This window comes from Marinomonas algicola, assembly GCF_014805825.1.
In the GTDB taxonomy this organism is placed as follows: domain Bacteria; phylum Pseudomonadota; class Gammaproteobacteria; order Pseudomonadales; family Marinomonadaceae; genus Marinomonas; species Marinomonas algicola.
Window position 1 is genome coordinate 3,649,598 of record NZ_CP061941.1, and the last position, 15,647, is coordinate 3,665,244.

The following is a 15,647-nucleotide window of genomic DNA, read 5'->3' on the forward strand; positions in this document are numbered from 1 at the left end:
GTGTGGCAAGTTGCGCCATTGCCTTGCCACAGTCTAAGTACATTGTAACAACTTACGATTGCGCAAACATCGTCGGCATTTTGCTGCAATTTTATTTAAGAAAAAGGTAAGGTATGGATCTTAGTCTTAACAGTATTGGCCATCAGTATGGCAACATGGAAATTATGCGTGATATCAACCTCGATATCCCTGCTGGAAAAATTGTCTGTATTGTTGGCCCTTCAGGCTGTGGAAAATCTACGTTATTACGTATTATTGGAGGGCTTGAGAAAGCCACTTCTGGAGAAGTAATTCAAATCGGAGATCCTCCGTCTGAAAGCATTAACCCTTTAACCTATATCTTTCAAGATTTTGCTTTACTGCCATGGAGAACCGTTGAGGGGAATATCAGCTTGGTACTCGAAGATCATGGTATAAATGGAAGCAAAGCCGAGGCGATTATTACCGATGTCCTGGCTCGTACGAAATTAACCGATTTTCGTAAGGCGTACCCCAAACAACTGTCTGGAGGAATGAAGCAACGAGTCGCTATTTCTCGTGCTTTAGCCGTAAAACCTGCCGTAATGTTGATGGATGAGCCTCTTTCTGCTCTCGACAGTCAGACACGAGAATTATTGATGGATGATCTAATCAATCTATGGACTCGTGAGCCCTTTACCGCTGTCTATGTCACGCATAATTTAAATGAAGCCGTTAGATTAGGTCACTCTATCGTCGTTTTGTCACGTCGCCCAGGCAAGATTCGCGAGATAGTTGATATAACAACACCTTTAGCGGATCGTAAATTAGGTGATATTGAACTAGAACGCCAACAAGAACATCTGTGGAACCTCATGAGAGAAGAAGCCGCCGAAGCCGATAAGGAGTTAATTAATGTCTAATCACGATCAGGTCCCAATTCAAAAAGCGATCGTTTTTCGTGGCGGTGGCTTTGCTCCCAAATCTAAAAAATGGCTTGGTTTTGTGGTTTTTTTTGTTCTTATTAGCGTTATCGAAGTAGGTACGAGAGTTGGTTTTATCAGTAACCTGACGCTCCCTCGCCCTTCAGATGTATTTACTACTTTTGTTGAGTTATGGGACAGCGGTTTGCTTTGGGATCATCTCATTCCATCCATTACTCGCCTTTTTGTGGGCGCATCACTGGGCGCATCGCTAGGTATTGCCGTTGGTATATTAATTGGTTTATTTTCACTGGCTCGAGGAAGCCTTGTACCAGTAATAGCCGCCATCTTCCCCATTCCCAAAATAGCGCTATTACCACTCTTTGTTATCTGGTTTGGTATTGATGAAACGTCAAAATACGCTTTAATCGCCTTTGGTACTTTTACGCCAACAGTCGTAGCAACCTATGGCGCGGTTGATAATGTTGATAGATCACTGATTCGTATGGGGCAAAGCTTTTCGCTTTCCTGGTTTTCAATCGTCACAAAGATAGTGTTACCGGGGGCCATGCCAGGTATTTTATCAGGGCTCAGAGTCAGCCTCGCCATCGCTATTATTTTATTAGTTGCCGCTGAAATGCTTGGTGCCGAATATGGTATTGGTGCTTACATTTTAGAAGCGGGCTCTCTGTATAATTTAGAGCGTTTATTTGTCGGTGTGGCCATTCTCTCCATTCTTGGCGTCAGTGTCAGTGCCGTCATTGGAATGATAGAAAATAGGTTATTAAATTGGCGGATATAGCACCCAAACCTCAATAATAACGCATTAGATACAGTAAAAGATTAGGAACCGAAATGACAATTGATTTGCACACGGTTGCAGGCGTCACAATACAAAAGAAACACAGGGCAACTTGCCATTGTGGGAGTGTTGAGTTCGAGCTCAACTTACCAAATGGGCTTATTGATTTAAGACGCTGCAATTGTTCATTATGTCGCCGAAAAGGCATCATTTCGGCTTCCATTCCTCTGTCATCTATTAACATTATAAAAGGCGAAGAGACCTTAACGCTTTATCAATTTAACACCAAAACCGCAAAACATTATTTCTGCAGCCGATGCGGTATTTATACCCATCATCAACGCCGATCCGATGCCTCTCAGTACGGATTTAATGTTGCCTGTTTAGAGGAAATAAACCCTTTAGACATACCTAATATCCCAACATCTGACGGCATAAATCACCCTTCAGACCGATAATGGCTCGGTGATATTCATTTCCTTTAAATAGAAATGTAAATTCGCTCGTTAATCTACATCCTATTATCTAAAACGCCCCTACTCTTATGCTTTTTTACAGTGGATAAAAGAACGCCACTTATAATAAAACGAACCAAATAGTTATCTTTTATTGAGAGTCGAATTAAGTCGAGCTAAACTGCTCTCATGTAGATGGATGTAAGAACAACGCGTCATCTTAATTATGACAATTACCTATTGGAACGCTGTTCGGAGCCACTATGCTACCTACTTTTCGCTGGATCAATTTGATCGTTCTCGCGCTCGTTTTCTGTGTCGGTTGCGCCGCTATCGCACGCATGGATTTGAACGAACTATACGGTGAAGAGACACCAACCAATCGCACAGCCAGCATTATGGAAATGCAATCCAGTTCAGAGTTTGAACAAGCGAATGCGGTCATTGAAAGCCGCTGCGTTGTATGCCATGCCTGTTATGACGCGCCTTGTCAGCTAAAAATGACATCAAGCCATGGTATCGAACGAGGTGCAAACAAAGTCAAAGTTTATGCAGGTTCTCGCCTTGTTGCTGAGAAACCGAATAGATTATTTGTTGACGCATTTGACACCGAAGAGTGGCGCGAACGCGGGTTCTTTCCCATGTTAAATGAGAGAGAACAAACACCAGAAGCCAATACTCAAGCGTCGGTTTTAGCCAAGATGTTACAGCTTAAGCAACAACATCCATTACCAGAAAATACCTTACTAAATGATCAATTTGATGTGAGCTTAAACCGAACTCAAGAATGTCCCGCCATAGAAGAATTTGATCAATACGCGAAAGAGCAGCCTCTTGCTGGTATGCCTTACGGATTACCAGGGTTATTACCTCAAGAGCATGACAGAGTGATTAACTGGATTAAAAATGGTGCAAAGATGCCAGTCGATGTGCCGCTTTCTAAGGCTCAAAAAATTGAGGTCAATAAGTTAGAGCGCTTTCTAAACGCCGATGACTTAAAGATGCGTTTAAGTGCACGCTATATCTATGAGCACTTATTTACCTCGCACTTGTATTTTAGCGAGTTAGCCGAGCCCAATACTCAACCACAATTTTATAACCTAGTGCGCTCTAAAACGCCGCCAGGGCAACCTATTCAGGTCATTGCTTCACGCCGTCCTTTTGATGATCCACAAGTCAAACGAGTCTACTATCGCCTACAGCCCGTCATATCAACTATAGTCAATAAAACCCATCAACCTTATGCCATTCATGATGACCTTGTTGGTAAATGGCAGCAATGGTTTATAGAGGCCGAGTACCAAATCGATACGTTACCAAGCTACGAACCAAAGGTGGCGGCTAACCCATTAACCGCCTTTACCCAATTACCTGTTAACGCTCGCTATCGTTTTATGCTAGAACGAGCTGAAAACACCATTATGGGCTACATCAAGGGTCCTGTTTGTCGAGGACAAGTAGCGTTAAACGTCATCAATGATCATTTTTGGGTGGTTTTCTTAAAACCTGAAATAGCTGATTCGCCGGATGTAGAAGCCTTTTACCGATCGCAAAAAGACAACTTAAGCCTACCGGCGGAACAAGATAGCAACGCATTTGCTCTTAACTGGATTCAATATGCGGAAAACCAAGGTGACTACCTTAAAGCCCGGCATCGCTTTTTGAACAAGACATTTAGAGACAACCGGCACCTACAAATAGAAGGAATTTGGGATGGGGATGGCGAAAATACCAATGCCAGCCTAACCGTATTTCGTCACTTTGATAACGCAACGGTCGTCAAAGGCCTAGTCGGTGAGTCACCAAAAACAACCTGGGTTATTGATTATGTCTTGCTTGAACGCATTCATTATCTACTTGTCGCGGGGTTCGATGTTTACGGTAACTATGGACATCAACTGTTAACCCGCTTATACATGGACTTTTTGCGCATGGAAGGAGAATCCAATTTTTTAGCCTTGCTGCCACCTGAAACTCGCCGTACTGAAGCAAAAAACTGGTATCAAAAATCCAGTCAGGAACTGAAGGACTTTATGAACGACTACGCCTTCTCTTTTGAGCAACAGGCCAGCATCCACTTCACAACACATAACCCTAAGCAAGAACTCTATGACAAACTCAACCAGTATTTGGAGCCGGTACAACCGAAAAGTCATGAGCTTACTAGCAGCGAGCTCAGCCCTGAAAATCAAGCGATCTTAGCCGAACTCGGCAAGATTAAGGGTAAAACCGCTAGCATTTTGCCAGAAATCACCATGATCATGGTAGAAACTGGAGAAGGAGACAGGGCGGACATTTTTACCTTGATACGCAACAGCGCGCATTTCAATGTAAACAGCTTATTTGATGAAGAAGACAACCGTGATAAACCGAATGACAACATGACGCTGGTGCATGGCCCATTAGGCAGCTACCCAGATGTCTTTTGGCACCTTGATGCAGCAGAACTTAAACAGCTGGTTAACACTGTTAAGCACGTTTCTACAGAAGAAGATTACGCCGTCCTACTGAATCAATTTGGTGTAAGACGAACACAAGCTGATTTTTGGGCATTTAGCGATCGCTTTAATGCTATATTCCAACAACACAACCCCATTGACGGTGGTTGGCTGGATTATAATCGCTTAGAGAATCGTTGAGATAAATGAGGAATGGCTTAACTTCATAAAATTAACAAAAGGGTCAACTGGTCTATCTGACGAAGTGGCTAATTAAAAAGGCTATAACGCATCTCCTTTACTGATAGGCAAATATAAAAACCAGTAAAGGGGACATTAAAAAACGTCTTTATCAGTCGTTTTTCATCTCGTCGTCATTGTTTTGAGCGTCTTCGTCTGGTCGCTCTTTTTCTTCAATATCATGCGGTATACGTTGCGCGGGTAAAGCGAGTATTTCCAAGTAAAAAGAAGGCCATTCTTGGCGTTCAGCAGAGCTGATTTTTTCATTAATTTGGCCGACGCGAATAATCTCAGCACTTTCAACGGTTTGACCAAATTTGCAGTCAAAGCCCCAATAATCCGCCTGTTCAGGTAAAGACTTATTACGTTCTCTTTTTAAATACTTTTTAACATCGCTTTTCGCCGCTTCAATGAGTCGAGGGTAAGCTATTTTTGGATGAGATAATTCAAATGTTTTTTTCATTAGTTTCCTAGAAAATAGAGGATAAGGACGTGATATCACACATTCCTGTTGGCGTGCATAATAACGGATCACGCCGTATGCAGCCATGAATAAGTAGACAAATAACTCAAATAAATCCATGTCAAACTTCGGTAAAGCATAGATACCAAAAAACGTTACAGCCTATTACCCTAAACTTTGCCCAACTTCTAAATAATACGGTAATTCTATAACCTTTTTTTCAATGGGTGCGCCATTTAAACGAGCAATCATTTGTATCGCGGCTTGGCGACCAATTTCTTCACGGGGGGTCACTACTGTCGCTAACCTTGGAATCATCGCTTTCGTAATATCGTGTCCATGGAAACCCGCAATCGACATCTGTTCTGGAACCGCAATTCCTTGACGTTGGCATTCATAAAGGGCACCAATAGCCAAATCATCGTTCGTACAAAACAATCCGTCTGTTTGAGGGTTTTCATGTATTGCATTAAGAAGTAATTTAGCTCCCATAGTGAAAGAGGACGCATCAACTGTTTGCATCGATTTTGGTTGTAAATTGGCATTCAGCATGGCCGTTTCATAACCTCGTATCTTCTGCTGAGTTCGTTCGTCCATCCGAGCCGCTAGATAAACAATATGGGTTCGTCCTTTTTTTATCATCAACTCCGTCATCTCTCTCGCGGCGGCTTCATTGTTAATACCAATTGCTTGTTCCATCGGTGGCAGCACAGAATCCATGATTTCAATTACAGGTACGCCGGCGACAGATAACATCTTACGGACTCGTTCAGTGTGAACACTTTCCGATAAAATTAATCCATCAACATTATAGGAAAGCAGGGTCGCTATACGGCTTTCTTCAGCTAATGGACTGTATCCGTAATGCGCCAACATAGTTTGGTAACCTGAAGGCTCTAACTCCGTTTCGATACCGCGAATCACTTCTGCAAAAACTTGGTTAGTCAAAGAAGGAACTAACACACCAATCGCATGACTTTTCGAATTAGAAAGAATATCAGGCGCTCTATTAGGGATGTAACCCAACTCTTCTACTGCGGACTCAATAACGCTACGAAGTTGTGCGGATACTTGTTTCGGGTCACGAAGATAACGACTAACCGTCATCTTCGTAACCCCAACTTTATCAGCCACATTTTGCAGGGTTGGGCGCTTATTTTTCTTTGTTGTCATGAACTTAACCGGAAAAAACGACAATATTCAAGTTACCACAAAGCAACGAGTTAAAGTAGTATTTCAGTACGCTCATCACTTTGCTATGAAGTTTAAAAGTATTAAATTAAAGATGTATCGACTCTTAGATAAGAATGGGCATCAAACAGGCGCACTAACCCCTTGCACGCTAAAAGCGTTTTTTTTAATACTAACACCCACCAGCCTATATTCTGTATCGGGACAGCTTAAGATCAAATGTTGCCCCGTCACAATCAGATCAATACCCCTGAATCATTTTTGTTAGAATTAAGCATCTAGCTCTCTCATGTGCTTATCATTATGGTCATTTAGCAGACGAATAATGTTATTCACAATGGCGTTTGGCTCCGGCTCAATACTCACGATATACGCTTCTTCATTGGTCGGTTCGACGAGCGTTTCAAACTGACTGTTTAGCATAGATTTGCCATTAAAATAATGACCATCTCTCTGCTGATGTCGACGCCATATAAGATCAAAATCGCCTTTCAAATACACCAACCTCAACGCATCGTTGCCTTTTTTTAACGTTGCCCTATAAGCTGGAGTGAGACCTGAACAAGCAACAATTAAAGCCTTATGCTCTTGGATTAACGTGTTCAGTTTTAATAACCAACCTTCTCTGTCTTCATCATTCAAAGGTTGACCTTGACGCATTTTTTCTACGTTCGCAGGAGGATGAAAGTCATCACCATCAAAAAAAGGAACATTAAGTTGATTCGCTAATTGACTGCCAATCAAAGATTTCCCAGAACCCGATACGCCTAAAATTACAACTTTCATTGCCGGATTAACATCCATATCTACTTCCACCATAACGCCAAACTAGGGAATAATATCACCAAGGTCAGTACCACTATTTGTAACCCTATAAAGGGCAACAAGGCACTGAATATCTCACCCAAACTGATGTCTTTTGGTGCAACGGATTTTAAATAAAATGCGGCAGGACCGAACGGAGGAGAGAGGAAAGACACTTGCATATTTAGACAAAATACAACGCCAAACCAAATAGGATCTAAACCAAGACCGGTGATAATTGGTACGAAAATTGGCATCGTTAATAATGCAACACCAACCCAATCTAGAAACATCCCAAGGACGAGCAGAATCACCATCATGATCAAAATGGTTGTCATAACGTCTCCGCCACTCAGAGATAAGATCAATTGCTCAACGAAATCAATACCACCCATAAGATTGTAGACACCGACTAATGCCGTTGCGCCAATACCAATCCAAATAATCATACCGCAAGTACGCATAGTCGCTATGGCACTTTCTTTAAGCATCTCAGCACTGAGTTCACCACGAATCCAAGCACTGATACCAATCCCAACAACACCTAACGCAGACGCTTCGGTAACGGAAGCGATACCACTGTATATACTGCCTAAAACAACCAAGACTGACAGTAATGGGAAAAATAAGGCTTTAAAAAACTTAGGCGGCTCTTCCATTGCTAACTCTTCGTCTGTTGGCAAGGGTGCATAACTTGGATTTAAGCGACATAAGACTAATACATAGATCATGTATAACAGCGCCAATAACAATGCGGGAACAAAAGAAGCTTTGAAAAGGTCCCCTATAGAAACGCTGGCCGTCAGTCCGTAAATAATTAACACTATACTAGGTGGTAACATGGTGCCAAGAGCGCCACCAGCACAGGTCGTACCGATCGCGAGTTTACGGTTATACCCAAGACGTAACATTTGTGGTAATGCCAAGATGCCTAAAAGGACGGTCTCGCCACCAATGACGCCTGACATGGAAGCCAACACAACGGCCACCAAAAGCGTTTGTACGGCCACCCCGCCTCGTACCTTTCGGCCGACAACTCGCATAGCATCAAAAAGGTCTTTAGCGATACCTGAACGATCCAATAAGGCCGCCATTAACACAAACATCGGCACGGCTAAAAAGACATAACTACCAACAAAACCATAAATTCGACTGGTTATCAAAGGCAGCACATCAACACCAAACCAGCCGATGGCAAACACCATAGCCACTAAACAAGTTGAAAAAGCCAACTGCATGCCTGTTAATAACAGTAAAATCATTGCGGCTAACATGGCTAAACTGGCGTAGCCAATTCCTAAAAACGTAAGATCAAACATATTACAGCTTCCTAATTTTAATTATTTCGGCCTTTATATGCAGAAGAAATTGCACAAACATTAGGCAGGCAGTAAACAAGATCAGCGCCTTTATATAGGCTGGAAAAGAAGGGTTCCAAGCGGATCCTGACGTTTCTAGGTGAATGTCTCCAAGGGGGGAGAACCAAGCACTCGATACCATGCGGTAAGACGCAAAAATTAACATTGCAGACATTAATAATCCCATCAGGTGATGGAACATATTTAAATAATGTCGAGTTCGTTGTGAGACAATGTCATACACTAGTACGACTCGAACATGCTTATCTGTAGCCAATGCATAGGCGCCACCAAAAACAAATAATGCCCCGCCAACAAAGGAAGCCGTTTCATGCACCCAACTTGTCGGGGCATTAAATGCATAACGCATTAAGACTTCAAAGAATGAAATGGCCACAGTAAAAATAAACAATAAGCTGAGTACATTACCGACTTTATAAATCATCGAATCCAGAGAATTCAAAGTAGGTTCATCCTGCTCATTTAAATGGTTATCGTTCTTCATGAAAAAGAGTCCGAACTAATTGCGGAAGTAAAACAGGGGCGTACCCCTGTTACTTAAAAGGAAATGACTTACAACAAGCCGTTGTCTTCAAGGTATTTCGTTAAAGAATCATACACTTTCTTCGCATTATCTGAGCGCGTTGAAACCACTTCCCATTGACCACGGGCAATAGCACGAAACTTTTTACGTTCTTCAGCAGACCAGTCATGGATCGTAATATTTGGATTAGCCATCGCTTCTTTTACCGCCGCTTGATCCGCAATACGTAATTGAGTGGTTATATCTTGAGCAAAGTCGCGTACTGACATGGTAAGAATGGCTTGCAAGTCTTCCGGTAATGCATCCCATTTTTTCTGGCTCATAGAGACATCAATTAATGGCAATGAATGGAATCCAGGTTGAACAGGATGCGTCGCAATATCATGCATCCCTGATTTATGGTTCGTCGAGAAAACAGTGTAATCTGCCGCATCGATAACGCCTTTACTTAATCCTGTGAATACCTCAGACCCAGGTAGATTTACAGGAGACGCGCCCGCCGCACTAAACACTTGTTGAACTAAGCCTTCTGGTGCTCGTAACTTCAGCCCTTTAAGGTCTTCCACTCCATTTAAAGGTACTTTTGATACGAAAGATTCAACACCTGTCGTTGATCCTCCAATAAATTTCACGCCATAAGGGGCATACAGTTCATTCATCAACTCATAACCACCACCATAATTAATATATTGCAGCAGTTGTGACGTATCAGACCATGCTCCAACCGTATTACCAATCAGGCCAAACGCGGGGTCTTTTCCAGAAAAATAGCTTGTTGCCGTAATATGACCATCTAAAATCCCCATTTTTATGCCATCAAGTGTTTCTGTATGCTTAAAAACACTGTTAACAGGCATTAATTTAATACTGATTCTGCCACCCGTTAAACTACCAATTCGGTCGGCCCAATCTTTTTGGACTTGAAAGTTTTTGTCTCCAGCTGGGTCAGATGATTGAAATTTAAAATTGTAATCCGCTGCCAATGCACTTGAACATACGACAGTTGCGACACTAGAAACGATAAAAGTTTTAAGATTCATATTAAGCACTCACTATATATTATTTTTTTAAAAGCGATTTGTTACCGGTAACAGATGCAAATGTTACCGGTAACTATTGTAATTTGTCAACGCTCTTCAACAAAGTTTAAACAATAAGGTAATCACCTGTATTGTGAATAGGACGGCCCATCTCTTAATTAAAGTCGACAGATTAAAACCTTGGTTATTACAACGCATTGATTATAAAACAAATAGTTAACCTTATTGACCTCAACAGTCACATCAACTGAATTCAAGTAAACCACTAGGGCAACCTATAAGACTTTTACGTAATTACTCAACATCCGACTAAACTCATCATAAAGTCTATTGTAATAATTCTCATTTCGTTACAATCTTGCTCCCATTTCATTGCATCAACTCTCGACGAGCGCTATCGATCTGATCGTTTCATATTTAAGCGAGTCAATAGTTAACAATCGGCAATGGGGTAATAGTTAGTTAGTGGTCACTCATTCATTTTGATTGTTTCTCAACCACTAAATTGAATCGAATAAATGGAGTTCTACATTATGGTTATCCAACTTTTCCCTCTTTGGGCTGTTGTGCTTTCAGTACTTGCTTTTTTCCAACCCGAATTTTTTGTCGGTTTGAAAACCCAAATTGTTCCATTACTCACTGTCATCATGCTAGCAATGGGCCTTACTCTAAGCCCCACTGACTTCAAACAAGTATTGAAGAACGGTAAAGCGGTTGGTGTGGGCGTTATTTTACAGTTTTTGGTGATGCCTATGGCCGCTTTTGGTGTGGCTTTCGCTTTTGGTTTTGACACTGAACTTACCGTTGGAATGCTGCTTGTTGGTAGCGTTGCGGGTGGTACCTCCTCGAATGTTATGTGTTACCTAGCGAAAGGAGATACGGCCTTGTCTATTTCCATGACAGCCATTTCAACCTTAATTGGCGTCTTATTAACGCCTTTACTTGTCTCTATGATGATAGGCCAAAGTGTTGATGTTCCTGTCGCAGGCATGCTGATGAGCTTATTTAAAATTGTTCTGTTGCCCGTTGCTGCAGGCGTTTTGATCAATACCTTCTTTTCAAAATTTGTCCGTAAAGCCGAACCTGTCTTTCCATATATTTCAATGTTCGCCATTGTCTTGATCATTGCCATTGTCGTGGCCTTAAGCGCGTCTAAAATTGTGCAAGTAGGTCTGATCGTCGCAGCGGCGGTAATATTGCATAATATGATTGGGTTGGTATTAGGATACTGGGTAACCTACTTACTGGGCTTTGATGCACGCGTATGCCGCACTATAGCCTTTGAAGTAGGATTACAAAATTCCGGTTTAGCCGCTGCTTTAGCGGTTAAATTTTTCACTCCAATGGCCGCTCTGCCAGGCACTATTTTTAGCGTATGGCACAACATTTCAGGCTCGTTATTAGCAAGCTATTGGAGTCGTCGCCCAGTAAATAAAGACAACGCTAAATAGACATCGTAGACTCATAAAAAAGGGAGGCTTTATGCCATCCCTTTTTTATGGATACAAGATCCAATAAAAGTTTCTATATGCACTTTATTGGGCAAAGAGTATCTAATTACGACAAAATATGACACTTTTATGACAGAAACTAACCCATTCCCTTCTAATATCAAATGAGTATGCTATTAAATAGAGCACTCTCAATCGTATTTTAATAAAACCATAATAATTAATATAAAAGAGGAATATATGAATAAGTTAAGTAAAGCGCTTATCACCGGAACCATCATGGCCAGCATACCGATGACATCGGTCGCGGCCGAAATTAAAAACGTCATCTTAATGATAGGTGATGGTATGGGCCCACAGCAGATTGGCCTACTTGAAAGTTATGCTCAATATGCGCCAAATTCTATTTATAAAGGCCGTTCAACGTCTTTACATCAATTGGCTAAAGACGGTGTTATTGGATCCTCTCTGACTAACCCTACCGACGCTATCGTTGTTGACTCCGCGTGTTCGGCGACTCAACTTTCCACAGGAGTGTATTCTGGCTCAGAAGTCATTGGTATTGATGCTGATGGCAATCATGTTGAAACCATTCTGGAAAAAGCAAAGCGCCTTGGTAAAGCCACTGGACTCGTGTCTGATACTCGACTTACTCATGCGACACCGGCCGCTTTCGCAGCGCATCAACCGCATCGTTCTCTTGAAAACGAGATTGCAGTAGATATGTTAGAAACCGGTGTAGACGTGATGCTGTCCGGTGGACTTCGTTACTTCATACCTAAATCAACAAACGATAAAGGCGATACGTACAACGAATTAACGGACCTGACAGAAGGCAGTGTTTATCTAAAATCAAAACGTAACGATGAGCGTAATCTGTTGAATGAAGCTCAAAACGCTGGATATGGTCTCGCCTTTAACCGCACTCAACTTAATGCACAATCTGGTGATAAGCTACTGGGGCTATTTGCTTATTCTGGTATGGCAGATGGTATCGAATATCGCAAGACTAAAAACTCTGAAGAGCGTACTCAACCAAGCCTTCAAGAAATGACAGAAAAAGCACTCTCCGTTTTAGAAAAAGACGAAGAGGGATTTTTCTTGATGGTAGAAGGAGGCCAAATCGACTGGGCGGGTCATTCAAATGATGCAGGCACAATGTTGAATGAGCTCGTTAAATTTGATGAAGCCATTGGTAGTGTATACAAATGGGCCGCGGGTCGTGACGACACGCTTATCATTGTTACAGCCGATCATGAGACAGGATCTTTTGGCTTTAGCTACTCTTCGGCTAACCTACCAGACGGGCAAAAACGCGCCGGAGAAGCCTTTGAAAAACAAGATTATAAGCCCAATTTCAACTTTGGTAGTTTCAATATTCTAGACGGTTTATACAATCAAAATTTGAGTTTCTACTCAATGACAAGCGAGTTTGAAAAACTGGATAAAGCCCAACAAACACCCGCAGCGTTAATGGAGATTGTCAATGCGAACTCTGAGTTCAAAATTAACGAAGAACAAGCCGAGCACATTTTAACAGATAAAGAAAATCCTTATCATGCCCATGACCACTCTTATCTATCTGCAGAACAAGTGCCTGCGATTACGGATTTTGATGCCTTTTTTCCTTACAACGACCGAGGTAACATAATGGGTCGTGAAATGGCGACAGATCAAAACATCGTATGGGGTACGGGAACTCACACAGCCACGCCCGTCAATGTTTTCGCGTGGGGTCCTGCAAGTAAAATATTGCCCGTTTCTTCTATCATGCATCACTCCGAATTGGGGCAATACATGAAGAACCAAATCAATTAGTCACAATTGAATTGATTTACTGAGCCTTCGTTCTTATAAATGTGAAGGCTCAGCGTTCTCGTGACCAAATTAAACAGAAAAATACTCTTTCAGGTTCACTCCATCCAACATTACTCGAACACTTTTTTCAATAAATCTGTAGTACGAGCAACAGGGTTTTGACGAATTTTCTTTTCCTCCGCCGCCAGCATAGTGAACAAACCATTCAACGCTTCTTCAGTCACATAGTGATTAAGATTAACATCCAGTTTATCGCCAATAAGAGGAATATCTTTGGCTTTTGTCACTAAGACATTATAGTAACGAGTTGCATCAACTTGCTCTAAAGAGTCCACTACCGTTGGTTGAAACAAAGACCTCAGTTTTTCGCTGGTCTTCTCTTTGAAATACTCTGTTGCCGCGCCATCAGATCCCGAATAAATCTTTTGTGCATCGTCAAAGCTCATTTCTTTAATGGCAGAAACAATTAACGCCGTCGCTTCTGGAGCCGCTTTTTCAGCCGCTCTGTTCATACTTTCTTCAAAGTCATTTACCTGACCTTCTAAACCGTACTTTTTAAGTAATGAAGACGCTTTTTCGACACTGTCAGGTAATGGAATGCGGATGTTTTGATTATTAAGATACCCCCCTGGCTGACTGATTTCTTCAATTGCTCGACGGCTACCGACTTCTAACGCTTCTTTCAAACCCTCTATTAGCGTATCACTACTTAAGTTAGATGTTTTTCCAGAGGCCGTGGTTTTTTCCTCTGCCGTTGTGCCTACCGCCTTATCAAGTACTTTTTGTACATCTTCATCTTGTACCGCTTCTTTAAGCTTATCCGCCCACCCAGCATAGATATTAGAAGAAGAGATTGAAGCCAATAGAAGTGACGCTAAAAGATAGTTTTTTTTCATTTCATTCATTCCATGTTTAGTAATAGTGTAAAGCATATCAGACAAGTAAGAATGACGCTTATGTATGTACTCTTATTTAGCACTTACTAAAGGTAAAAATATATGTAAAAATCCCCAGTAACTCATTCATAATATGGAATAAAAATGACTTTTACTCGTTCAACTATGGCTATTGCCGTCGCCAGTACCTTAGTCGCCTGCTCTGCCCCACAAGTAGACAATACCCCAAAACAACCCACCTCGGTATTAACGGCCAAATTTACTATGAATGGATTGTACCTTCCTGACCATAAAGGAACCCAAACCGTTTATACCCGTGAGAATATGCGAGCAATCGACCAAGAAGCTAAATTCGATAGCTTTTATATGCGTTGGGCAAACTACGATCAATCTTTCATATTCCGTATGGAAGACAAATTATTGTGGGATGTTAATCATGACAAGGAAACGTATCGAGAGTGCCCTATAAGTGGCTGCAATGATGTGTTTGCAGAGTTCATGGCAAAAACTCAAGACGCATCAGAAGAAGAGGAAGAGTATGAAACCTACGAAGAAAAAGGTTGTGCAGTAGAACTGGCCACCAATAAGTTTGACGTTGTTGCTACAAATAAAACACGTAAAATTGGCGGTTTACCCGCACAAGAATACACCGCTCGCTGGACCACTGAGTTTAAAGACAGTAAAGGTAAAGTTGATCTAAATTTACTTCAATTTGTCTTCTGGACAACCGTACCAACGGCTGAAATGCAAAATGCCTGGAAGGTTCACGAAAAAGCCACTGATAACTACCTTGACGCAGTAGGTGATAATAACCCTTTAGTTCGCTTACTTGGCAGAGAAGGTTATAAAGCAATTAGCGCATTCAGTGGCGATGTAGAAAAAAGCGATGCATCTCAATTTAATAGCATCACCAAAAAGCTGTCGACTATCGAAGGGTATCCACTTTCAATCAAACTTGAGTGGTTCCAAAACAGTGAAGCGTGTGCTGTGGTTAAAAAGAAACGATCTGATGAAGCAATTGATTTATCGCAAGGCATTGGCAACGCAGCATCGACTTTCTTTGGGAATATGATTAAAGATGGTGCGGATAAAGTCGTTGATGACGTAGTAGCAGATTGGAAGAAAGAGGCGCGCGTTCGTTATATATACGAAGTGACTTCCGTTTCTGAAAAAATGATCAAAGACACAACATTCGAAGTCCCTAACGATTACACTCTTGAAGACAGACAGTAACAAAAGAAGACGTTCAGCTTAGCTCACATTTTG

The 15,647-nt window shown here is 41.7% G+C and carries 14 protein-coding genes; 7 read left to right on the plus strand and 7 right to left on the minus strand.

What is annotated here, in order from left to right; genetic code table 11:
- The first annotated feature begins 113 nt into the window (after positions 1 to 113).
- From IEZ33_RS16675 to IEZ33_RS16690, 4 genes are all read left to right on the plus strand, one after another.
- A complete protein-coding gene (locus IEZ33_RS16675; protein WP_191601137.1) occupies positions 114 to 881 on the plus strand; it encodes an ABC transporter ATP-binding protein in 768 nt (255 codons plus the stop codon).
- A complete protein-coding gene (locus IEZ33_RS16680) occupies positions 874 to 1,683 on the plus strand; it encodes an ABC transporter permease (protein ID WP_191601138.1) in 810 nt (269 codons plus the stop codon). The genes IEZ33_RS16675 and IEZ33_RS16680 overlap by 8 nt, the downstream gene beginning before the upstream one ends.
- 53 nt (positions 1,684 to 1,736) lie before the next feature.
- Positions 1,737 to 2,141: a GFA family protein gene (locus IEZ33_RS16685; RefSeq protein WP_191601139.1), complete on the plus strand. Its 405-nt coding sequence runs from the start codon at positions 1,737 to 1,739 to the stop codon at positions 2,139 to 2,141.
- A 260-nt stretch (positions 2,142 to 2,401) separates the two neighbouring features.
- Complete coding sequence (locus IEZ33_RS16690) at positions 2,402 to 4,777, plus strand: fatty acid cis/trans isomerase (protein WP_191601140.1); 2,376 nt, start codon at positions 2,402 to 2,404, stop codon at positions 4,775 to 4,777.
- A 151-nt stretch (positions 4,778 to 4,928) separates the two neighbouring features.
- On the opposite strand, the gene IEZ33_RS16695 is transcribed toward IEZ33_RS16690, so the two are convergent.
- The 6 genes from IEZ33_RS16695 to IEZ33_RS16720 form a co-directional block, all read right to left on the minus strand.
- The gene (locus IEZ33_RS16695) at positions 4,929 to 5,279 is read right to left on the minus strand and encodes a DUF6172 family protein (protein WP_191601141.1); all 351 of its coding nucleotides are present in this window, start codon (positions 5,277 to 5,279) and stop codon (positions 4,929 to 4,931) included.
- A gap of 165 nt (positions 5,280 to 5,444) precedes the next feature.
- A complete protein-coding gene (gene gntR / locus IEZ33_RS16700) occupies positions 5,445 to 6,452 on the minus strand; it encodes a gluconate operon transcriptional repressor GntR (protein WP_191601142.1) in 1,008 nt (335 codons plus the stop codon).
- Positions 6,453 to 6,740: 288 nt separating this feature from the next.
- Complete coding sequence (locus IEZ33_RS16705; RefSeq protein ID WP_191601143.1) at positions 6,741 to 7,274, minus strand: gluconokinase; 534 nt, start codon at positions 7,272 to 7,274, stop codon at positions 6,741 to 6,743.
- 2 nt (positions 7,275 to 7,276) lie between these two features.
- Entirely contained in the window at positions 7,277 to 8,593 is a 1,317-nt protein-coding gene (locus IEZ33_RS16710) for a TRAP transporter large permease (RefSeq protein ID WP_191601144.1), read from the minus strand.
- Position 8,594: 1 nt separating this feature from the next.
- Positions 8,595 to 9,137 carry a TRAP transporter small permease subunit gene (locus tag IEZ33_RS16715; RefSeq protein WP_191601145.1) on the minus strand — a complete coding sequence of 181 codons (543 nt, stop codon included), beginning with the start codon at positions 9,135 to 9,137 and terminating at the stop codon, positions 8,595 to 8,597.
- 68 nt (positions 9,138 to 9,205) lie between these two features.
- On the minus strand, positions 9,206 to 10,216 hold the full coding sequence (locus IEZ33_RS16720; RefSeq protein ID WP_191601146.1) for a TRAP transporter substrate-binding protein: 1,011 nt from the start codon (positions 10,214 to 10,216) through the stop codon (positions 9,206 to 9,208).
- Between the two features lie 533 nt (positions 10,217 to 10,749).
- Here IEZ33_RS16720 and IEZ33_RS16725 point away from each other — a divergent pair.
- The gene (locus tag IEZ33_RS16725) at positions 10,750 to 11,667 is read left to right on the plus strand and encodes a bile acid:sodium symporter family protein (protein ID WP_191601147.1); all 918 of its coding nucleotides are present in this window, start codon (positions 10,750 to 10,752) and stop codon (positions 11,665 to 11,667) included.
- Between the two features lie 240 nt (positions 11,668 to 11,907).
- Positions 11,908 to 13,485 (plus strand): alkaline phosphatase, encoded by a 1,578-nt coding sequence (locus tag IEZ33_RS16730; protein WP_191601148.1) that lies wholly within the window; start codon positions 11,908 to 11,910, stop codon positions 13,483 to 13,485.
- Between the two features lie 110 nt (positions 13,486 to 13,595).
- Here IEZ33_RS16730 and IEZ33_RS16735 read toward each other — a convergent pair whose 3' ends face one another.
- Complete coding sequence (locus IEZ33_RS16735; protein ID WP_191601149.1) at positions 13,596 to 14,381, minus strand: DUF4197 domain-containing protein; 786 nt, start codon at positions 14,379 to 14,381, stop codon at positions 13,596 to 13,598.
- A gap of 144 nt (positions 14,382 to 14,525) precedes the next feature.
- Between IEZ33_RS16735 and IEZ33_RS16740 the strand changes: the two genes are divergently transcribed.
- The gene (locus tag IEZ33_RS16740) at positions 14,526 to 15,614 is read left to right on the plus strand and encodes a hypothetical protein (RefSeq protein WP_191601150.1); all 1,089 of its coding nucleotides are present in this window, start codon (positions 14,526 to 14,528) and stop codon (positions 15,612 to 15,614) included.
- The last annotated feature ends 33 nt before the right edge of the window (positions 15,615 to 15,647 follow it).